This window comes from Ruminococcus flavefaciens ATCC 19208 (genome assembly GCF_000518765.1).
In the GTDB taxonomy this organism is placed as follows: Bacteria; Bacillota; Clostridia; order Oscillospirales; family Ruminococcaceae; genus Ruminococcus; species Ruminococcus flavefaciens.
Window position 1 is genome coordinate 78511 of sequence record NZ_KI912491.1, and the last position, 20278, is coordinate 98788.

20 protein-coding genes are annotated in these 20278 nt (G+C 46.0%); 9 read left to right on the forward strand and 11 right to left on the reverse strand.

Going from position 1 to position 20278, the window contains the following annotated elements:
- Positions 1-75 precede the first annotated feature (75 nt).
- Positions 76-1518 (forward strand): spore germination protein, encoded by a 1443-nt coding sequence (locus tag L870_RS0113265; protein ID WP_028518554.1) that lies wholly within the window; start codon positions 76-78, stop codon positions 1516-1518.
- Positions 1511-2482 (forward strand): hypothetical protein, encoded by a 972-nt coding sequence (locus L870_RS0113270; RefSeq protein ID WP_028518555.1) that lies wholly within the window; start codon positions 1511-1513, stop codon positions 2480-2482. Before L870_RS0113265 ends, L870_RS0113270 begins: the two co-directional genes overlap by 8 nt.
- A 19-nt stretch (positions 2483-2501) precedes the next feature.
- Here L870_RS0113270 and L870_RS0113275 read toward each other — a convergent pair whose 3' ends face one another.
- Together L870_RS0113275 and L870_RS0113280 are read right to left on the reverse strand one after the other, a co-directional pair.
- Complete coding sequence (locus tag L870_RS0113275; protein WP_028518556.1) at positions 2502-2963, reverse strand: nucleoside deaminase; 462 nt, start codon at positions 2961-2963, stop codon at positions 2502-2504.
- A gap of 9 nt (positions 2964-2972) precedes the next feature.
- Positions 2973-4136: a CPBP family intramembrane glutamic endopeptidase gene (locus L870_RS0113280; RefSeq protein ID WP_028518557.1), complete on the reverse strand. Its 1164-nt coding sequence runs from the start codon at positions 4134-4136 to the stop codon at positions 2973-2975.
- Between the two features lie 106 nt (positions 4137-4242).
- Here L870_RS0113280 and L870_RS0113285 point away from each other — a divergent pair, with 106 nt between their 5' ends.
- Positions 4243-4773: a Ger(x)C family spore germination protein gene (locus L870_RS0113285; protein WP_028518558.1), complete on the forward strand. Its 531-nt coding sequence runs from the start codon at positions 4243-4245 to the stop codon at positions 4771-4773.
- Here L870_RS0113285 and L870_RS0113290 read toward each other — a convergent pair.
- From L870_RS0113290 to polA, 4 genes are all read right to left on the reverse strand, one after another.
- A complete protein-coding gene (locus L870_RS0113290) occupies positions 4770-4961 on the reverse strand; it encodes a DUF6472 family protein (RefSeq protein WP_028518559.1) in 192 nt (63 codons plus the stop codon). The genes L870_RS0113285 and L870_RS0113290 overlap by 4 nt on opposite strands.
- A 3-nt stretch (positions 4962-4964) precedes the next feature.
- On the reverse strand, positions 4965-5975 hold the full coding sequence (tsaD, locus tag L870_RS0113295; protein ID WP_028518560.1) for a tRNA (adenosine(37)-N6)-threonylcarbamoyltransferase complex transferase subunit TsaD: 1011 nt from the start codon (positions 5973-5975) through the stop codon (positions 4965-4967).
- Between the two features lie 157 nt (positions 5976-6132).
- Complete coding sequence (gene rimI / locus L870_RS0113300) at positions 6133-6582, reverse strand: ribosomal protein S18-alanine N-acetyltransferase (RefSeq protein ID WP_028518561.1); 450 nt, start codon at positions 6580-6582, stop codon at positions 6133-6135.
- A gap of 233 nt (positions 6583-6815) precedes the next feature.
- Positions 6816-9353, reverse strand: coding sequence for a DNA polymerase I (polA, locus tag L870_RS0113305; protein ID WP_028518562.1), 2538 nt, complete (start codon positions 9351-9353; stop codon positions 6816-6818).
- A gap of 489 nt (positions 9354-9842) precedes the next feature.
- Between polA and L870_RS0113310 the strand changes: the two genes are divergently transcribed.
- Complete coding sequence (locus L870_RS0113310) at positions 9843-11660, forward strand: phosphoenolpyruvate carboxykinase (GTP) (RefSeq protein ID WP_207637726.1); 1818 nt, start codon at positions 9843-9845, stop codon at positions 11658-11660.
- Between the two features lie 21 nt (positions 11661-11681).
- Here L870_RS0113310 and L870_RS0113315 read toward each other — a convergent pair whose 3' ends face one another.
- The 5 genes from L870_RS0113315 to rsmD all read right to left on the reverse strand — a co-directional run bounded on the left by L870_RS0113315 (position 11682) and on the right by rsmD (position 14152).
- Positions 11682-11924, reverse strand: a complete 243-nt coding sequence (locus L870_RS0113315) for a helix-turn-helix domain-containing protein (RefSeq protein ID WP_028518564.1) — start codon at positions 11922-11924, stop codon at positions 11682-11684.
- A gap of 10 nt (positions 11925-11934) precedes the next feature.
- Entirely contained in the window at positions 11935-12393 is a 459-nt protein-coding gene (locus L870_RS0113320) for a DUF2975 domain-containing protein (RefSeq protein WP_028518565.1), read from the reverse strand.
- Between the two features lie 210 nt (positions 12394-12603).
- Positions 12604-13101 carry an ATP synthase subunit B family protein gene (locus L870_RS0113325; RefSeq protein ID WP_028518566.1) on the reverse strand — a complete coding sequence of 166 codons (498 nt, stop codon included), beginning with the start codon at positions 13099-13101 and terminating at the stop codon, positions 12604-12606.
- Positions 13102-13106: 5 nt separating this feature from the next.
- On the reverse strand, positions 13107-13598 hold the full coding sequence (gene coaD / locus L870_RS0113330; RefSeq protein ID WP_028518567.1) for a pantetheine-phosphate adenylyltransferase: 492 nt from the start codon (positions 13596-13598) through the stop codon (positions 13107-13109).
- Entirely contained in the window at positions 13595-14152 is a 558-nt protein-coding gene (rsmD, locus tag L870_RS0113335) for a 16S rRNA (guanine(966)-N(2))-methyltransferase RsmD (RefSeq protein WP_028518568.1), read from the reverse strand. The genes coaD and rsmD overlap by 4 nt, the downstream gene beginning before the upstream one ends.
- A 443-nt stretch (positions 14153-14595) precedes the next feature.
- Between rsmD and L870_RS0113340 the strand changes: the two genes are divergently transcribed.
- From L870_RS0113340 to L870_RS19530, 5 genes are all read left to right on the forward strand, one after another.
- Positions 14596-15087, forward strand: a complete 492-nt coding sequence (locus L870_RS0113340; protein ID WP_028518569.1) for a GtrA family protein — start codon at positions 14596-14598, stop codon at positions 15085-15087.
- Positions 15080-16084, forward strand: a complete 1005-nt coding sequence (dusB, locus tag L870_RS0113345) for a tRNA dihydrouridine synthase DusB (RefSeq protein WP_028518570.1) — start codon at positions 15080-15082, stop codon at positions 16082-16084. Before L870_RS0113340 ends, dusB begins: the two co-directional genes overlap by 8 nt.
- A 291-nt stretch (positions 16085-16375) precedes the next feature.
- Entirely contained in the window at positions 16376-17641 is a 1266-nt protein-coding gene (locus L870_RS0113350) for a CapA family protein (protein ID WP_028518571.1), read from the forward strand.
- Positions 17642-18169: 528 nt separating this feature from the next.
- On the forward strand, positions 18170-19039 hold the full coding sequence (locus L870_RS0113355) for a cohesin domain-containing protein (RefSeq protein WP_028518572.1): 870 nt from the start codon (positions 18170-18172) through the stop codon (positions 19037-19039).
- A 97-nt stretch (positions 19040-19136) separates the two neighbouring features.
- The coding region (locus tag L870_RS19530; RefSeq protein ID WP_037272378.1) for a hypothetical protein at positions 19137-20278 on the forward strand (1142 nt) is incomplete at its 3' end.

Below are 20278 nucleotides of genomic sequence, written 5' to 3' on the forward strand. Positions count from 1 at the left end.
CGTCCCCTACAACCGGATAACGGTTTTTTGCATATTCATGCAAGCTTTGCACATAATACCGCTGAGGTGAGATATATGGAAAAAGGAGGACTGCTGCCGCTTCTCGATGACAGCATAAAAGAGATACGCCGTATTTCGGGCGGTTCATCGGACTTGCTCATAAATCGTTTTGTCACAGGCGGCATACACTGCGCACTGCTCTGCTGTGAGGGCATGGTGTCCACATCGGTCATAACCGAGCTCATATTCGAGCCAATAACCGATATACCGCAGCAAAAGGATTCCTACGGATTGTTCCACTATATAAACGAGCAGCTTTTATTGTCCACTGACCGACCGCAGGTCAATGACTATGATACTCTTTTTCGGCTGATTAATTCGGGATTTGCGGTGCTTATTGCCGAGGGTGTAGACTTCGGACTTGCTTTCGGAGTGCAGGGCTATAATTCAAGGGGAGTGCAGGAGCCCTCAGGCGAGGGGAATATCATGGGAGCACATGAGGGCTTCACAGAGACTATCCGCACTAATATGTCTCAGATACGCAGGCGTTTGAAGTCACCTGAACTGGTCATGGAGCTGTTTACTAAGGGAAAGAAGAGCCATACCGACCTTTGTTTTTGCTATATGAAAGACCGCGTACCGAAGTCACTCATGGAAAAGGTTCGCCGTTCCCTTGACGATGTGGAGCTTGAAGCTATACTGACAACGGGATATCTGCGCCCATTCGTTGAAAACGGCAGCTTCGAGATATTCGACTCCACAGGTACTACGGAGCGTCCCGATGTGCTTTGTTCAAAGCTTATAGAGGGCAGGATAGCTTTGCTTGTGGACGGAGTTCCCTATGCTGTAGTGATACCGAGGCTGTTCTGCGAGAGCTTTCAGACTCTTGACGATTACGCTTATAAGCCGTATTATGCGGTGTTCATGCGCTGGCTTAAATACGCAGCTTTCATTACAGCGGTATTGCTGCCGTCCTTTTATGTGGCGATAGTTATGTATCACCCAGAATTGCTTAACAGTACGCTGTTCATGCTGCTGGTGGAGGCTGAGAAAAAAGCCCCGCTTTCTATATTAACAGAGGCGCTTTTCGTACTGCTGATGTATGAGATAATACGTGAGGCAGGAGTGCGGCTGCCTAAGCCTGTAGGCGGAGCGGTGAGTATAATAAGCGGACTTATCATCGGTGATGCGGCAGTAAATTCGGGACTTGTCAGCACACCGCTCCTTACCATGACTGCGCTTTCAGTGCTTGGTGGACTTGTAGTGCCCGAGCTTAATCCGCAGGTGACAGTGCTGAGGCTTGCCTTTGTCATAGCTGGCGGAACACTGGGACTTTTCGGCATAAGCCTTCTTGCCTGTGCGGTGCTTGTAAATATATGTGCGACTGAGGATTACGGCTTTCCGTATACAGCTCCGCTGTCTCCGTTCAAAAGTAAAGGCATGGGCGACACGGCTGTGCGAATTGGTATGAGGAAAATGCAGAAACGCGACTTTACCGTGGAGGAATATTATGAATAGCATATCAAAAAGACAGCTTGCGGCGCTGCTGCTTATAACGGATATGTTCGAGCTTTTCTGCTTCAGTGGAAATATGTCTCTTGAAACATTATACGGAGTTCTTGCAGGCATAGCCTTGCAGCTGCTTGCTGCACTGGTCCTTGCGTCAAAGGGTACAGAGCTGAAAAAATGGGCAGCTGTTTTTTATCTGGCATATGCGGTATTTTTCGGCGGAACGCTGTTTTCAGCACTGTGGCGTACAAGCGGTGAGGTGTATATACCGTCTGAGAGCGGTAACGGAGTCTGGGGCAGACTTATGATCGCAGGAGTTATCGCGCTTGTATGTCTTTACAGCTCGTCAACGGGAATAAAGTCTGTTGCGCGGGCATCGGCAATTGCCGCAGCGACAGGGATATTATGTCTTGGCATAGATTTTGTAAGTGCAGCTTTTAATGCAGACTGGAGCAATATCACTGCACCCGAAAGAAACGGCTTCATTTACGAAATAATGCGAGGGACTGCTCTCAGCGGAAGTCTCGGAAGTATGGCAGTACTGTCGGGAACTGTGAAAGGAGAGCGTTCAAGGGCGTTTGTGTGGTATTTCACGGCAAAGGCGATCATGTCGGCTGTGCTGATACTTACGGTGCTGTCAGTGACTGGAAGAATAATGGATATAACTGATTTTCCCGTTGTCACAGCAGCTCAGCTTTCACAACCCTTTGACGCACAGCGGATAGATGCGCTGTTTCTTGTTGTATTTGCTGTGTTTGCAGTCTTTTCCATTGCATTGCAGGTAATGACAGGCGCATATCTCATCAAGCAGATCTTTCCGCGATTTGTGCGGTGGAGAAGCAGCGCAGTCATTGTTATGATAATAGGTGCTGCGTGGGTTATATCGGGGCGCGAACTTCTTCCTGTCCGCGCCTGCGCGGCATCAGCCGCGCTTATTATTGCGCCTTTGGGCGCAAAAAAGTCCGCTGCATAAAGCAGCGGACAGGCGCGGATCAATCTCGGTTTTTTCTGATTCTGAGCTGTCGGAAGAATTCCGACAGGATTTCGGCGCATTCTTTTTCCATGATACCGCCTGTTACTTCGGGGCGGTAATTGTAGGGGAGCTCAAACATTTTCTGTACTGATACGGCAGAGCCGCTTTTGATATCATATGCTCCGAAGTAAACGTTATCTATCCGTGAATTTATGATAGCTCCGCAGCACATGGGACAGGGTTCGAGAGTGACATACATTGCACACTCGGGCAGCCGCCAGCCGCCAAGCTTTTTGCAGGCGGCATCAATAGCCATGATCTCCGCATGAGCAAGAGCGTTTTTTGCATTTTCGCGCATATTTCTTCCCTCGCCGACTATTTCTCCCGTAGTCTTTTTTACTATGACAGCTCCCACGGGCACTTCGCCCTCGTCAAAAGCCATCTGAGCGAGTTCAAGTGCTCGCTGCATATATTTTTCCATTTATTTCACCTAAAAGAACATTTTTATAAGAGCAGCCAGCAGGCAAACGCATACCACAGCAGGTATCGGGAAACTTTTGCAAGCTATTCCGAGCCTCTGAGAATCTGTGTATTTTGAGCTGAATTCAGCTATGTGATGCTCTTTCTTTTTGCGCTTGAACAGATATATTATCATAACTCCTGCTGCACCTATGACGAATACGACCAACATGAAGGTGTTTCGTTTGAGGAATATCTTATCGGGAGAGCTGTCCTCCAGAAGTACAAGAGCAAGTCTGTACATCTTGAAGCATATCTGTACGAATATAGCTGTTATGATAGTTCCGCTCCTCAGCATACCGATCGAAGCTATTACCGAGATAAGCAGGGCAGCGGGGAGCTCACGGAAATCCTGTACAAGAAGCCCCGACATAGACGTTGTTATGACAACAGCAAATACGTCGCCGAATTGTCTTAGTGCGTTGAAAACAGCACCACGGAAGAAAAGCTCATACAGCACAGATATTATAACGATATCGAATATGGTATACACAACGAACTGGTTCTGACTCCATACCGAAGCATCGGCGTTTATGGAGCGGAAGTAGTTGAATACCAGCATGGTTCGGTTGGTATATATATTCGGCAGACAGGTAACGGTGCTGACTGCTAATGTCATACAAATAGTTCCAAGCATATCGGAAGCGTGATTGAGAGTGCTCATATATTCAAGTCTGTGAGGCATTCTGAACTTCTTGTGAAGATATATTGCCGGTACTAAGATCTTTACACATGAAGTGGCGATAAGTGCGGTTATGACCTGAAGACTTCCGCCGTAAAGACCTGTGCTGAAAAAAGAAGTGTGCAGGTCAAATCCGATGAAATCAAAAACAGATATTACAAGCTTACTGATGATATTGTCCATCAGTATCCACATTAGCATAGCAATGCCGATGATGTTCATTATTTTGCCTATGCAGTCGCGCTCTGCTTTGGAAGCTGATCTGTTTTCAAATCCTTTTCCTTCAACAAATACACTTTCCCTGCGGTCAAGTTCAAAATTGAAGGCATATGGATTATCTTTATCTTTTCGCCATTTTATAAAATTTTCGTTGTATGTCTGGTTCTGTGTAGAATAGTCAAATTGATCGACAACACTTATTATGGTGTTTCCTGAGGTGTCAGTGAGTTTCATTGGCTCACCTCCTACAATTTCTCATTATAATAGTATCACATTTCAGCAGAAACAGTGTTGATATTTTAGATTGATTATTTGAACAATCTATGAATAAGGAGAGAAAATGAAAAATTCGATTTTGTATATATCAGCGTTATTATTTGTATTTTTGACAGGCTGTGCATCGGGGAAGATACACGAGAAAAGCTATCTCCGAGCCGCTTCTGTATCGGGAGAAAAAGGCAGAGAGCTTGTGCTCGCTTTCTTTGACGGCGATGAAGCTGTGGAGGCATCGGGGAAAAATACGGACGATGCCGAAAAAACTGCCGAGCTTAAGACAGGAAAGCCTGTTTTTACGGGATATACCGAGCTGATACTGATAGACGGCACAGAGTGCAAGGAACGGATCGTTCATATGCTGAAAGAATGGAAGGTCTCGCCGTCATGTATAGTCGCATATTGTGGCAATGGTGGAAAACTGCTGAAAGAAAGTGATGCGGAAAAGCTTATCGGTACTGCCAGACAGGCTGTTGAGCAGGGGATCGCTCCGAAAAGTGATGTTATCACAGTTCTTGGAAAGCTCTGTATGGGGCATACCGCTGAAATTGCCGAGCTGTACGCCGACGGCACAGCAGGCAGTCATATTATATATTAGTTCTGATGTCTTACTACGCCGTATTCATCATCGAGGCGGTAGTATGGACATGAATAATTAGTGCCCTGCATGAAGTGATACATCTCGTCCTCATCGAGATTGATCATACAAACATAGCAGTCATAGTCGTCATCATAAACATAGTTTGTACAGGTCTCGCAATTCGTAGCTTTTTTCTTCTTGTCCATATATTATATATCCTCCATAGAGAGGGTGGCAATAGCGTTGAGGCTTTCGTCTGCGGTTATACCTGCAAGCAGGTTGTAGCTGCCCTGACAGGCTATCATCGCACCGTTGTCGCCGCAGAGCTTTTTCTCGGGCATATAGAACTCAAAGCCGTGCTTTTCACAGGCTTCCGAAAGAGCTGCGCGTACTCCTGTATTTGCGGAAACTCCGCCTGCAAGAGCAACTTTTTTATATCCGAGGGCTTCTGCCGCACGGATAGTCTTGTCTGTGAGTATTTCGGAAATAGTCTTTTGCAGACTTGCTGCAAGGTCGTCACGGTTTATATCCGTGCCCTTCTGCTCAGCATTGTGGAGCAGATTTATGACATTGGTTTTCAGTCCCGAAAAGCTGAAATCAAACTCACTTCCCGCAACAGCAGGGTGGGGGAGCCTGAAAGCGGCAGAGTCGCCGTTTTTAGCGGCATTATCTATGTGTACTCCGCCCGGATAAGGAAATCCCATAGCTCTTGCGCACTTATCGAAACATTCTCCTGCTGCGTCATCGTGAGTCCTGCCTGCTACGCGGAATTTCGTATAGCTCAGGACTTCAATGATGTGACTGTGTCCGCCGCTTGCCACAAGGCAGAGGTAAGGCGGTTCAAGACCGGGGAATGTGAGATAATTCGTGGCGATATGACCTGCGATGTGGTGTACGGGGATAAGCGGTTTGCCGCAGGACATAGCCAGAGCCTTTGCAAAGCTTACTCCCACAAGGAGAGCGCCTATAAGTCCGGGGGCATATGTAACTGCGATGCCGTCAAGGTCTGCAAGGCTGACATTTGCATCGTCAAGAGCCTTGCGGACTACTCCGAGGATATTCTCGCAGTGCCGTCGTGAGGCTATCTCGGGGACTACGCCGCCGTACTTCTTGTGCTCTTCTATCTGTGTGGATATGACAGAGGAGAGTATCTCGCGGCAGTCTCTGACTACGCTTGCGGCGGTCTCGTCGCAGGAGCTTTCAATTCCAAGTATAAGCATACTATATCTTCTTTCATTTATTAGTACGGCATTAGCCGTTAAATATGTGCTTTTTGCGGAACGCCGAGGCGGCGTTCACTACATTGCGCTAATTATGTTTTCAACGGGATTGACGGGCGACGGGACGTCGCCCCTACTTAGTTCTTAGCTCTTAGATCTAAGTTATGTTTAGCACCATAACGTCCGCATCCTCAATGGGATCATGGTAAAATCTCTTTCTTACGCCTGCTTTTACAAAGCCGAAGCTTTCGTACAAAGCGATGGCGGCATAATTTGAGCTTCTCACCTCAAGGGCGAGAGTTTCAACTTCATCTGGGATAAGTCCGATGAACTCTGTGAGCAATGCTCTTGCAACGCCCATGCGGCGGTATTCGGGAGCAGTAGCCACTGTGAGTATCTCACCTGTATCTGCGGCTGTGAAGCCTGCTATAAGACCTGCAAGGCGGTCGCCGTCATATGCGGCAAGAACTATGCCTCCCGATCTGGCAGCTTCCGAACGGAAATCATCGGCAGACCAGCCGTCCGAACCTACGCACTGCTTATCAAGAGCAGAAAGCTCATCGTAATTCAATTGAAAATTGAAAATTGAGAATTGAGAATTATTCATCGGTTCTCACCCTATTAATGTATTTTTTGCAGACGAATAACATTCGTTCGGTAATATCTGAAAAACCACAAATGACCAATTGTAGGGGCTGCCTTTGGCGGCACGTCTTAATTTAATAGAAACCTGCGGACGCCCACTGGGTGCCCCTACAGTGGGTTCATGTTATTTATTGCGTAAGTCATACACGGGCGAGCGGAACTCGCCCCTACAGGCTAACGGTAAAGGCTAAGGGCTTAACCTTTAGCGTCATACCATGACTTACCCTGATGGACATCGACTGCAAGCGGTACTCTCATATCGTAAACGCCCTGCATCTCCTCTTTGAGAAGCTCCGCGCACTTGTCTGCACAGGAGATATCGGACTCAATGATAAGTTCATCGTGTACCTGTAATATGAGCTTCGCGTCCAGCTTTTCAGCTTTCAGGCGGTTGTATACGTTTATCATTGCTATTTTGATAAGATCGGCGGCAGTTCCCTGCACGGGAGTATTCATAGCGATACGCTTGCCTGCTGCCTGCAATACCTTATTAGACGATGAAAGCTCGGGGATACGTCGTTTTCTGCCGAACATAGTCGTTACATAGCCGTTCTTGAAGGCATCGTCAACGGTAGTCTCCATGAACTGGTTTACCTTAGGGTATTTCGCAAGGTAATCATTGATATATTTCTTTGCCTTTGCAACGGAAGTACCGATATCCTTTGCAAGTGAGAAAGCGCCGATACCGTAGATGATACCGAAGTTTACAGCCTTTGCGGCACTTCTCATCTCGGGAGTCACCATGAACAGCGGCATATCGAAAACCTGAGCCGCAGTTGAGGTATGGATATCCTCTCCCGATGTGAAAGCCTCGGTCATATTTTCATCGCCGCAGAGATGTGCCATTACTCTCAGCTCGATCTGGCTGTAGTCGGCATCTATGAGAGTCCTGCCCTCGGCGGCTGTGAAGAATTTTCTCATTTTCGCGCCAAGCTCGGTACGGACTGGGATATTCTGCATATTAGGCTCTGTTGAGCTTATACGTCCTGTACGTGTTTCGGTCTGTCTGAACCATGTGTGGATACGTCCGTCGGGAGCAACTTTATCAAGAAGTCCTGCAACGTAAGTGGAGTTGAGCTTGGTGTACTGACGGTATTTCAGCACATTGTCAACGATAGGAGCATAGTTGCGAAGCTCTTCAAGCACTTCGGCATTTGTGGAGTAGCCGCTCTTTGTCTTTTTCTTTGCAGGGAGTCCCATTTCCTCGAAAAGTACTGTTCCCAGCTGTTTCGGGGAGGAGATGTTGAACTCGTGACCTGCCTCGTCATATACCATCTGCTGAGTCTCTTCTATCATCTCCGACAGGTATACTCCGAAGTCCTTAACGCCCTGCTGGTCGATGAGTATGCCGCAGTCCTCCATAGAAGCGAGGACTTCCGTAAGGGGCAGCTCCACTTTTTCGAGAAGCTCGGTCATGCCTTCTTTATCGATCTCGGCACGGAGCTTCTTTACAAGTCCGTTCAGCGAGAGAAGTTCGGCAAGGTCGCCGTTTTCGCTGTAGTAGTGAACGCCGTACTCGGCGCAGAGTTTGTCAACGGCGTAGTCAGAAGCGGAAGTGTTCAGCAGATATCCGCAGATAGCTGCATCGCTCTTTATATTTTTCAGCTCGCCGCCGTGAGCCATAGCCCAGCGGTAGTGAGCCTTTGCATCGTCGGTGGATTTATCGCATTCCGAAGCAAAGAAAGCTGCAATAAGCTTTTCGTCCCCGGCAGTGTATACATTGTCGCCGCTGCGTACAGAGAGCTTATCATCGCGGAAAAGGTACTCACATTCGGTGAGCTTTGCGATGATATCCTCGGTGAGCTCGCTTACCTGCGCATTGATAACAGGCGCTTCCCCTGCCTTGGCTTCTGGAGCGGAGTTAGTGCCCTCAGTGGCGCTTATACCAAGCTTGTCAAGGAGCTTGAACATCTCAAGGTCTGAAAGCATACGGCTCACAGCCGCTGTATCGGTCTCGCCGACTTTGTAGCTTTCAAGGTCTGTATCTATGGGAGCGTCGCGGACTATAGTTGCCAGCCATTTGCTCTCCTTTGCGGAGTCAGCTCCTGCGGCAAGCTTTGCCTTTACACCCTTTGTCAGTGATGAATCCTCATATTTTTCGTATAGAGTCTCGATGCAGCCGTACTCCTTTATAAGTGAGGAGGCTGTCTTTTCTCCTATGCCTGCAACGCCCGGGATATTGTCGGAGCTGTCGCCCATAAGGGCTTTAAGATCTATGAGCTTTATAGGCTCGAAGCCGTAATCCTCATTGAACTTTTCGGGAGTATAGTAGATATTTTCCTTATTTGTAGCGAGTATGACTGTTACCTTGTCGTCGATGAGCTGTAAGCTGTCGCGGTCGCCTGTGAGTACATAGCATTCATTGCCGCTGTCGGAGCAGAGCTTTGAAAGTGTACCCAGTACATCGTCAGCCTCGTAGCCCTCACATTCTACTACCTTTACGCCCATAAGACCAAGAAGCTCTTTTACTCTCGGCAGCTGCTCAGCAAGCTCGGGGGGCATACCCTTTCGATTAGCCTTGTAGTAGGATACAGCCTTGTGGCGGAATGTGGGAGTGCGCAGATCGAAAGCCACAGCAACTGCATCAGGTCTTACATCGTTTACATTGCGCATATATATATTCATAAAGCCGAATATGGCGTTGGTGAATTCACCCTTTTTGTTTGAAAGCAGCTTTATACCGTAGAATGCACGGTTCAGAATGCTGTTTCCGTCTATGGCGAGAAGTTTCATGGCAAGCTCCTTTTCAAGCTGTCAGCCTTTATTTTTTCGACTGAGAGGATAAGACTGACAATTCTATACATATAGCACTCTTTATTATATCACACATTTATAATTAAATCAATGACTATGAAAAAGATTTTGCATTTTTTTGCGAAAAATCGGAAAAGTGTGCAAAAATTGCTATTGTGGAGAGAGCAGCAGGCAGATGGAATAAATTTACGGTATGTCAAAATTGATAAAAATATAACAACGTTCCTATTTTTATATATCACAGGAACGGAATGTCGCCGAATTCGGCTACAACAGCAAAAAATGCAATAACTTTAGGTAATATTGCTATTCTGAAAAAATACCGTCAAAATGTGCCGCATCTCTATTGACACATTGACAAAAAACAGATATAATAATATTTGAGGAATGTTTGGCTTTTGTCAATCGTTTCATTACTGCGGTATTTATTACTGCATATTTATGATAATTTTTAGGAGGTAATATACAATGTCACTGACAAAAAATCCCAATGTATTAAAGTGGGTTGACGAGATGGTTGCTCTCTGCCAGCCTGATAAGGTAGTATGGATCGACGGCTCACAGGAGCAGATCGATGCTCTCATCGAAGAGGTTACTTCACTTCCTGATGACAGCTGGGACAAAATGTACAAGCTCAATCCTGAGAAGTACCCAAATTGTCTCTACCACAGAACACGCGCTAACGACGTTGCTCGTGTAGAGGACAGAACATTCATCTGCTCTAAGGAAAAGAAGGGCGCAGGTCCTACAAATAACTGGATGGCTCCTGATGAGATGAAGGCTCTCCTTACACCTATGTACAACGGAGTTATGAAGGGCAGAACAATGTATGTTATCCCTTACTCAATGGGTCCTATCGGTTCACCTCTTGCTAAGGTAGGTGTTGAGGTTACTGATTCAATCTATGTTGTTCTCAACATGAACATCATGACAAGAATGGGTAAGCAGGCATTTGAGAATCTTGGCGATACTTCTGACGATTTCGTAAGAGGTCTCCACTCAAAGGCAGACGTTGATCCTGAGAAGAGATATATCGTTCAGTTCCCTGAAGAGAACACGATCTGGTCTATCAACTCTGCTTACGGCGGAAACGTTCTCCTCGGCAAGAAGTGCTTCGCACTCCGTATCGCTTCATTCCAGGGTAAGAACGAGGCTTGGATGGCTGAGCATATGCTTATCCTCGGCGTTAAGAAGCCTAACGGCGAAGTTAAGTACATCACAGCTGCATTCCCATCAGCTTGCGGTAAGACCAATCTGGCTATGCTTATCCCGCCAGAGGGATACAAGAAGGACGGCTATGAAGTATTCACAGTCGGCGACGATATCGCTTGGATGAAGCCAGGCAAGGACGGCAGACTCTACGCTATCAATCCTGAGAACGGCTTCTTCGGCGTTGCTCCGGGTACAAACGCTAAGTCAAACTACAATGCTCTTGCTTGTACAAAGAACGGCGCTATCTTCACAAACGTTGCTCTCGACAACAGCGACAACACAGTTTGGTGGGAGAAGCTCACCGAAAATCCGCCTAAGGACGCAACAGAGTGGACAGGTATCAAGTGCGACGGTGAAGCTTGGGTAGCTGAGGGCAAGAAGCTTGCTCATCCAAACTCAAGATTTACAGCTCCTGCAAAGAACTGCCCATGCATTTCTCCTGAATTCAACAATCCAGAGGGCGTTCCGATCTCCGCTATCATCTTCGGCGGCAGAAGAGCTACAACTGCTCCTCTCGTATATCAGTCATTCGACTGGACACACGGTACATACCTCGGATCAGCTGTATCTTCCGAGACAACAGCTGCTGCTACAGGTGCTGTAGGCGTACTCCGTCACGATCCTATGGCTATGAAGCCTTTCATCGGCTACAATGTTGGTGACTACTGGGCACACTGGCTCGAAATGGGCGCAAGACTCGGCAGCAAGGCTCCTAAGATCTTCAACGTTAACTGGTTCAGAACTGACGAAGAGGGTAACTTCCTCTGGCCGGGCTTCGGCGACAACATGAGAGTTCTCGACTGGATCATCAAGAGAGTTGAGGGCGAAGTTGACGCTGTTGAGACTCCTATCGGATACCTTCCAAAGGCTGAGGATATCAACCTCAAGGGCATCGAGGACGAAGTTCCTGCATCTGCTCTCCAGAAGCTCCTCACAGTAGATAAGGAAGAGTGGAAGAAGGAGATCGCTGAGATGAGAAGATACTATGACGAGGACATCAAGGCTAAGGGCGGTAATATCCCACAGGCACTTTACGATGAGCTCGACATGATCGAAGCAAATCTCAACAAGTAATAGAAAAATTTAAAGCTCCCTTTACGGGAGCTTTTTCATATGTTCAAAAATATCACTCGGCTGACTAACGTATTCAAAAAGGTCGCCCGGCTGACATTGGAGCACCTCGCATATAGCGTTCATGGTCTCGAAGCGTATGCCTTTCATCTTGCCTGTTTTCAGGTTGGAGAGATTGACATTGGTCATACCCACTCTTTCGGCAAGCTCGTTCAGCGACATTTTTCGGTCAGCCATCATTTTGTCAAGTCTGATTATTATAGCCATTCCGCACCTCTTACGCAATAAGGTCGTTGTCTTTCTGGAGACTCATACCGTAGACGAATATTTCCGATAAAATGCCGATGATGATACCTAAGAATATGACAAGTATATTCATCGAACTGAAAGTGAAGGATATGGCTTCGTTTCCGCCCTCGCTTGTCATCTCTGTGATCCTCGGCATAATGCCTCCGACTATAAGGATAAGTGCCATTGCACGGAGCTTTGTGATCACCTTTTTTGAGAAAGGCTTGCCTGTTCTTTTGATCTCAAGCAATATAAGGCTGAGAAGTCCCAGCTCGGCAAAGATAATAAAGCAGTACACAGCATTGCTTATGCACTCGGGCGATCCGCCGCGGAAGTACTCAATTATGTGATATACCGAAAATGCCAGTTCGACAAAGCAGAGTCCGCAGGAAATAAATGTGTCGGCAAATGTGCGCTTTTTGAGGTCTTTTGACATTGAATTGTTCATAATAACATCTCCTTTTTAAAGTAAGAGTTTAAGTTTTTAAAGCTTTTCTCTGTTTGTAATTAGATTATAGCACTAAAATTAAAGCGTGTCAACAATAATTTAAAGTATCACTTTAAATTTGGAGAAGTGCATAATCAAAGCTTTAAAACAGCTGTGCGTGTATACACAATAAATAAAAGCTCCCTTTACGGGAGCTTTAGTGTTTATAACTTACTGTAAGCCGTTCTTCTTGTCGATACCATTCATGCTGAGACCAGCTGAAACAGTGCTGCTGAGCTTGCTCTTTACAGTCTTGATGCTCTGGAGATTTCTTGAGTAGTAGCTTTCTGTATCATTGAGCATCTTTGCAACTGATGTAGCAGCGTTCTGCTGGAGATTCTTTGCAGCTGTCTGTGCCTTTGTGAGCATATCCAGAGCCTTTTTCTTAGCCTCTGTAACGATAGCCTCGCGTGAAACTATCTGAGCAGCGCGCTCCTCAGCCTTGCGTATGATAGACTCGGCATTGAGCTTAGCCTCGTTGAGGATACGCTGGCAGTCGAATTCGATCTTCTTAGCCTCTTTGAGTTCGTGAGGCATATTAAGGCGAACATCATTTATAAGCTCGCGCATACGCTCACCGTCGATCACTTTCTTATGTGATACGAATGGGACAGAGGACGCCTTGTCAAGAAGTTCGTCCATTTCTTCTAAAATCTCATCAATGCTCATAATGATTACCTCTCCTTAATAAGTCTTTGTTTTATATCTTCAAGTATATCCTCGGGAACAAAGTGACTGATATCTCCGCCGAAATAAGCGATCTGTTTTACCAGACTCGAGCTGAGATACATATTCTCGGTAGCTGTGGTCAGGAACACTGTTTCAGCTCCTGCATAAAGCTTTTTATTGGCAAGTGCCATCTGGAATTCGTATTCAAAGTCACTGACAGCGCGCAGACCCTTTACAATAGCCACAGCACCCACATTTCTTACGTAATCAGCAAGAAGTCCGTCAAGTATATCTATTACAACATTATCGAGGTCTCTTGTGACCTGTTCTATCATCAGCATACGCTCGGTAGCTGTGAAGCTTGGCTGTGCCTTGCCTGCATTTCTGGATATGAGGACTATTACCTTGTCGAAAAGCTTGGAAGCTCTTGTTATGATATCAAGATGACCGAGAGTAACAGGGTCGAAGCTTCCGGGACAAACGGCTATTCTTCTCATTCTTCAGCCACCTCCTCAGATGGTTTGCAGAAAATAGAGACATTGATCTTGCCGTAGCGATAAGTCTTTCTCAGTGTCATTCCCTCCGGAGCTGTAGGCTCTTCCGCTTCACATTCATACTCACATATTATAAGTCCTCCGTCGCGGAGCTTTTTTGCCGCAAAGGGGAGTATATTGGCTATGTGACTGTGTCTGTACGGCGGGTCGAGGATAATGATATCAAAGGTCTGAGCTGTAAGCTTTATATAATCGTAGCTGTCGCGGTTTATGACCTCTGACTGCCGTTCAAAGCCTGTGTTGCGCAGATTTTCGTTTACACATCTGATAGAGCGGAGTGAGCTGTCGATAAATACAGCGTGATCTGCTCCTCTGCTGAGTGCTTCGATACCCATCTGACCGCTTCCTGCGAAGAGATCGAGTACACGCGCACCATCCAGCTCGAACTGAACGGCGGAGAAAATTCCTTCCTTAACCTTGTCGGCTGTAGGTCTTACATCAAGACCTTCGGGCGCAACAAGTTTACGGCCTCTTGCAATGCCTGTGATAACTCTCATGTTTTAGTGCTCCGAAGCCGCAGCTTTAAAACTGCGGTTCCGCATTTACGGCATACGGATACCGAATTATATATATACATCTTATTATATATTATTTTTTGCCTCTTGTCTATATTATTTTTAGAAAATAGGCGATTTTGACTAAAAAAGCCTGTTTTTATTTGTGTATCATATACACTTAGTCGTTAGCCATAAGCCTGTAGGGGCGAACATTGTTCGCCCGTGAATGTGAAATTAAGTGTTTAGCGGCGGATATTGTCTGTCAGTTGCTTAAAAATAAATGTCACGTTTGGGGGCTTCTGTTCGTTTGTATAATGTGGAGGAGGTGATACATTTTGCACGAAAATGTCAGCATTCTGCAAAAAATTGCATGAAATGACTTGCAATTGCTTTCATAAACTGCTATTATATATAAGCATTGTTTTTTTGAAAGGATAGTTGAAATGGAAAAATTCATAAAGTGGTGTGTTTCCATATTGCCAAAGCCGCTTCAGAATATATATTATAAATATGAAGAGAAGTGGCTTTATCTTGTTTTCGGAGGACTTACAACAGTAGTATCCATAGTAACGAAGCTTATGCTTTTCAAGCTCGTACCCGGTGAACCAAAGTGGGAGAGCACGGCAGGCGTTGTATTCTCATGGATCTGTGCTGTGACTTTTGCGTTCTTCACCAATAAGAAGTATGTTTTCAAGAACGAGACAAAGACATCAAAGGAATTCTGGAAGGTATTCGCTTCGTTTTACGGTGCGAGACTTGCCACACTGGGAATGGAAGAGGTCATATTCCTTGTATGCTGCGACTGGCTCGGCATGAGCAAGACACTCATTACATTCCTTAGTCAGGTACTGATATTTATTGCAAACTATATTTTGAGCAAGGTCTTTGTTTTCAAGGACAAGGACAAGACTGCTTCGGAGAGTGCACATGAGTGATACATTAAAAATAGGTAATGTGGAGATAGCGCGCACAGCTGCCCTTGCTCCCATGGCAGGAGTAGCCGACCGTGCTTACAGGCTAATGTGCAAGAAGTACGGAGCAGCCTATGTGGTCAGCGAGATGGTGTCTGCAAAGGGCATATGCTACAGCGACCGCAAAACAGCAGAGCTGTGTACTGTTACGGACGAGGAGCGTCCTATGGCGATACAGCTCTTCGGCAGCGAGCCTGAGTTTATGGCTGAGGCTGTAAAGATAGTACTTGAATACCGTCCCGATATCATAGATATCAACATGGGCTGTCCTGTTCCGAAGGTAGTAGGTACAGGTGCGGGCTCTGCGCTTATGAAGGATATAAAGCTTGCTGCGGCAGTGACAGAGGCTGCCGTAAAAGCAGCAGGAGATACTCCTGTAACGGTAAAGATACGCAGCGGCTGGAGCCGCGACAGCATCAATGCCACATATCTTGCATGGGCACTTGAAGCATCGGGAGCTGCGGCAATAACAGTTCACGGACGTACAAGAGATATGTTTTACAGCGGACAGTCGGACAACAGCGTAATAAACGCTGTCAAAAGTGCAGTGAGCATACCCGTGATAGGCAACGGAGATGTCACTGATCTTAAAACTTGCAGGGAGATGTATGAACAGACGGGCTGCGACCTCGTAATGATAGGACGGGGAAGCTACGGAAACCCGTTCCTGTTCCGTGAGATCGAAGCGGGATTGAGCGGAACAGCTTACAAATCGCCCTCACTTGAAGAAAAAATGCAGGTAATGCTCGAGCATATCCGCCTGATACTGGAACTCAGCGAAAAATGCGAAGAGCTTGCCATGCACGAAGCCCGCAAACACGCGGCATGGTATATGAACGGATATTATGGATCTGCAAAGTTCCGCGGACGCTGTTATCAGCTTTCGTCCTATGCGGAAGCCGAAGCTCTGGCGCAGGAATTTATAGAATTGCAGAGATCACGTGAAATTAACTTAGTGTAATTTTTTGTATACATAGTGGACAAAAAACAGAGTTATTGACGAATTGCACAATTTTGGTCAAAAAACTTCGTATGATTGAACAAATTTTAGGTAATAATAAAGTTAGTCTCTTCGATTTGCCTAAAATACGTTGTTCTAAGCTGAAATTTAATCTCGTCACCAATAAAACCCATAGTAAATTCATTTAAGTCTGATACAATTTGTAATTGCCAAATGAAAAATTATGTGATATAATATGGTTGGAAACAGGATTATGCCTTACGGATAATACTGTTTATTAAGGAGAACTTTATGAAATTAAGAAAAGGACGTGCTTTTTGTGCACTTGCTGCCGCTTCGACACTCGCCCTGTGCGGAGTAAGCTGTGCGGGAAGTCACGTTGTCGGGAAGTCTAATTCCGAATCATCAACTTCTGCTGAGGAGAGTACAACTACTCTTCCTGTTGAAACAACAGAAGAACCGACTACTCTTCCGCCTGATAAGGTAGTTCATGTTATAGCGGCAGGTGATAATCTTATACACCATTCGGTAAATGTGAATGCGCAGAATCTGGCAGGCGGCAACGGATACGATTTCAAGCCGCTGTATTCCGAGGTAAAGTATCTTATCGAGGGCGCTGATCTGGCTATACTCAATCAGGAAACTGTTATATCGGAAAGCAACGAGGTACGAGGTGCAGAGGGCGGAGTCCTTTTGTTCAATTCGCCGCCCGAGGTCGCAGATGCTGTGATAGATCTGGGCTTCGACGTTATTACGATGGCAAACAATCACCTGCTCGATATGGGTACTGACGGACTTGAAGAGTCTATAAACTTCTGGAACAGGAAGGCTGAGGAGCATAACCTTACAGTCCTCGGTGCTTACCTTAACGAGGAGGATGCAAACAATATCAGAGTGCGTGAGGTCAACGGCGTAAAGATCGCATTCCTTGCGTATGCGCACCATATCAACGGCTTTGATGGATTGCTTGATACTGTTCCGCTCAGAGTTGTCAAAAACGAAGAGGAGGACGTTATCGAACGCCAGATAAAGGAAGCAAAACAAAAGGCAGATGTTGTCATTGTTTCTGCTCACTGGGGCGAAGATGACACCACGGTCGTTACCGAGGACAGAATAGAGCTTGCAAACAAGATGGTCGGCTGGGGTGCTGATGTGATACTCGGCTGTCACACACATACCGCAGAGACTATGGAATGGATAGAGCGTGACGACGGTACGCGGGGATTTGTTTATTATTCAATGGGCAATTTCATCTGTGCTCAGACCGATAACTTCAACGTTGTGGGAGAGCTCCCCGATTTTGATATCGTTGTTGACGGCGAGACAAATGAGGTCACGCTGGAAAACGTCGGCTGCATACCGACAATAGTTCACTATGAGGACGGATTTTCAAATATGAAAGTCTATCCGTACAGCAAGTATTCGGAAGAGCTTGCGGAGCGTCACGGGCTCCCGTATGCGGTGCCTCAGGGAACCTATACAGAGTTCGGCTGGGACGTTATAAACCGCATAATTGAGGAGCAAATTCCTGCTGAATTTCGCAAACTTGACAAATAATTTGAAAAATTCATTTCTTGTTCAAAAAACAGCTTTAACGGTGTTTTTTTGAGGAAAATTTCATTGTGCAAACCGTGCAAAAATCAGATTTGCTGTTTAGGTAAAATACCAAAAACAGTATGAACCTATTTACTTTTTTTTAGACCTGATATATAATGAAATCATGAATAAATATAGTTATGGGATGAAAATCTCATCACGGCAGTGTGATGCGTCTTATGACAAAACCACTGCTTGCAGAGCACTGATTTCAGTCACAGGCTGATGGCAGAGGGGAGCTTCGGAGTGGCGTGTACATACGCCGGACAGAAGTCCGCCGAAAACCGCAGCGCAGACAGCTTGGTCTCGTCTGTATGACTGGCAGCGGCTAAGTGCCGACCGCTTTGCACTCAGGTCTCATTCGTATATCGGAGATACGGTTTTGCAGAGAGGCGGAGCAGTGTATCCGCTGCATTCAAGACAAGATATAATTAAAGGGGCACCCCGTTCCTTTGTTATATAACATTTTCGAAGAAGGAGGAAAAAATAATGAAGACAAAAAAGGTAGTCGTCGGAGCTATCGCTGCTACGATGCTTTCACTTTCAGTCTGCTCACTTGCACCTGTTGCAGCTGCCGGCGAAACAGTGCAGATATCCGTTGGCAAAACAAGCGCAGAGGTGGGTAGCAAATTCTCAGTGGACGTATCATTAGCTGATATCCCATCGTCCGGCATTCAGGCACTCGATTTTGCTATTACTTATGATAGCAGTGCTCTCACAATTGATTCCGTAGAAGCAGGAGCTCTTATCAATAAGGGCGTAGATCAGGCTGATCTTTCAGCTTCACTTTCACCATGCTTTGAAAGCTCGATCAATAAGACAGAGGGTTATGTGAGCCTGATCTGGTCAACTGCTACTGATGATGCTTCTTATTGGCTCAAGGGTAACGGCGTATATTGCACGATCAGCGGTACTGTTGCAAGCGGTGCTCAGAACGGCAAGACATACGACCTTAAGATCACCCCTATTGAACGTGAGACTTATTACGGTTCAAAGAAGTCCAATGCTACTATAGGCTGCGGATATGAGTCAAACGGCAAGCCGGTCAAGCTTGACGTCAAGACATCTGATGGTGCTGTTTCGGTTGGTAAGATTGAAACAACTACAACAACACAGGGCATTGTTGCTACAAAGCGTGGCGACGCAAACTGTGACGGCGAAGTTGATATGTCGGATATCGTTCTCATTATGCAGAGCCTTGCAAATCCAAATAAGTATGGCGTAAATGGTAGTGATGCACACCACATCACAGCACAGGGCGAAGCTAATGGTGATGTAGATTCAAGCTCAAAGGGCATTACTAACGGTGATGCTGCTAAGATCCAGAAGTGGCTCCTCAAGAGCATTTCTGAACTCTGATCCGAGATTATCTGATTTGTCCCCCTTACAAAGGAATAAAAACCCAATTTATGTTTTATTAATAGGCTTAAAAACCTAGAGAAAGGAATTATTACAAATGAAAAAGTTAATTTCTGCAGCCACATCGTTAGTTATGGCTGCAACAATGGTAGCTGCAGCAGTTCCAGTGGCTGTTAGTGCTGCAGACACTACCAAGGGATTTTCTATTAAAACATATGATGCGGAGAACCCTTCTGCTGCTTCAGGCAAGAATACAATCACAATCGACAAGAAGGACATTGGTGCTGACGGATATGTAATTCCTACTGCTGTATACTATTCAGAGGCTACTGTTAATACAACAGATTCACTCCTCGTTTCTCTTACAACAGATTCAAAGGATATTTCCTTTAAGTATTACGATCCGGGCGCAGATCCTTATTTCAGCGAAGCTAAGTCATATACACTTAATGGCGTAGATTTCAAGACAGATCGTTACATCTCATGGGCTGGTTTCTGCAAGAACGCAAGAACTGGTTACAAGCCTGCCGGTGAATATGTATTCGGTATCGACTCATCACAGTCAGCTGCCGGTACAGACAACTACTTCCTCGGCTGCTCATGGATGAACAAGGGCGTTGACTATGCATGGGCTGGCGCAACTTCAGATGCTTACCCATTCTATGTATTCGAGACAAAGCTCTCATCCAATATCAAGGCTGGTACTTACCATGTAACATACTGTGATTACAACACAGATGCTTCAGGCGTAAATGACAACCCATGCCCGATGGTTGAAGGCGGCGGTTCAAGATATACTCTTGCAGCTAAGAACGGCGACCAGCAGCTCAAGACAGAAGATCTCACAATCGTTGTTACAGACGGTGATACACCTGTTGAGACAACAACACAGGCTCCTGTTACACAGCCTACTACAACAGCAACAACTCCTGTAGTTACTGATGTTCCTGTTAGCGGCGATATCAAGTTTGAATTCGTTGATGCTGACAACAACAACAGCAGCTTAGTTGAAGTTCCTGTAGGTACAGAGAAGAAGATCAACGTTGACGTAAACATCGACGCTGGTACAAACGCTGTTTCAGCTCTCGACGTTCAGTTCAGAACTTCAGGCGGCGGCATCAAGGTTTCTGATATCCTTGACAGCGCAATGGCATTCGAGGGTAAGACAGTTTCTACAAACCTCGCAGAGCTCCGTGCTAACTACGCTACACTCAAGGGCGATACACCTATCGTTCCTGC

Bases quoted from the DNA above. Each gene is read 5' to 3' on its own strand.
- tsaD (WP_028518560.1), bottom strand. From the start codon at position 5,975: ATGCTTATACTTGGAATTGAAAGCTCCTGCGACGAGACCGCCGCAAGC.
- rsmD (WP_028518568.1), bottom strand. From the start codon at position 14,152: ATGAGAGTTATCACAGGCATTGCAAGAGGCCGTAAACTTGTTGCGCCC.
- L870_RS0113285 (WP_028518558.1), top strand. From the start codon at position 4,243: ATGAAAAATTCGATTTTGTATATATCAGCGTTATTATTTGTATTTTTG.
- polA (WP_028518562.1), bottom strand. From the start codon at position 9,353: ATGAAACTTCTCGCCATAGACGGAAACAGCATTCTGAACCGTGCATTC.
- dusB (WP_028518570.1), top strand. From the start codon at position 15,080: ATGAGTGATACATTAAAAATAGGTAATGTGGAGATAGCGCGCACAGCT.
- L870_RS0113290 (WP_028518559.1), bottom strand. From the start codon at position 4,961: ATGGACAAGAAGAAAAAAGCTACGAATTGCGAGACCTGTACAAACTAT.
- L870_RS0113315 (WP_028518564.1), bottom strand. From the start codon at position 11,924: ATGGCTATAATAATCAGACTTGACAAAATGATGGCTGACCGAAAAATG.
- rimI (WP_028518561.1), bottom strand. From the start codon at position 6,582: ATGAATAATTCTCAATTCTCAATTTTCAATTTTCAATTGAATTACGAT.
- L870_RS0113275 (WP_028518556.1), bottom strand. From the start codon at position 2,963: ATGGAAAAATATATGCAGCGAGCACTTGAACTCGCTCAGATGGCTTTT.
- L870_RS0113340 (WP_028518569.1), top strand. From the start codon at position 14,596: ATGGAAAAATTCATAAAGTGGTGTGTTTCCATATTGCCAAAGCCGCTT.
- L870_RS0113310 (WP_207637726.1), top strand. From the start codon at position 9,843: ATGTCACTGACAAAAAATCCCAATGTATTAAAGTGGGTTGACGAGATG.
- coaD (WP_028518567.1), bottom strand. From the start codon at position 13,598: ATGAGAAGAATAGCCGTTTGTCCCGGAAGCTTCGACCCTGTTACTCTC.
- L870_RS0113355 (WP_028518572.1), top strand. From the start codon at position 18,170: ATGAAGACAAAAAAGGTAGTCGTCGGAGCTATCGCTGCTACGATGCTT.
- L870_RS0113325 (WP_028518566.1), bottom strand. From the start codon at position 13,101: ATGAGCATTGATGAGATTTTAGAAGAAATGGACGAACTTCTTGACAAG.
- L870_RS0113265 (WP_028518554.1), top strand. From the start codon at position 76: ATGGAAAAAGGAGGACTGCTGCCGCTTCTCGATGACAGCATAAAAGAG.
- L870_RS0113320 (WP_028518565.1), bottom strand. From the start codon at position 12,393: ATGAACAATTCAATGTCAAAAGACCTCAAAAAGCGCACATTTGCCGAC.
- L870_RS0113350 (WP_028518571.1), top strand. From the start codon at position 16,376: ATGAAATTAAGAAAAGGACGTGCTTTTTGTGCACTTGCTGCCGCTTCG.
- L870_RS0113280 (WP_028518557.1), bottom strand. From the start codon at position 4,136: ATGAAACTCACTGACACCTCAGGAAACACCATAATAAGTGTTGTCGAT.
- L870_RS0113270 (WP_028518555.1), top strand. From the start codon at position 1,511: ATGAATAGCATATCAAAAAGACAGCTTGCGGCGCTGCTGCTTATAACG.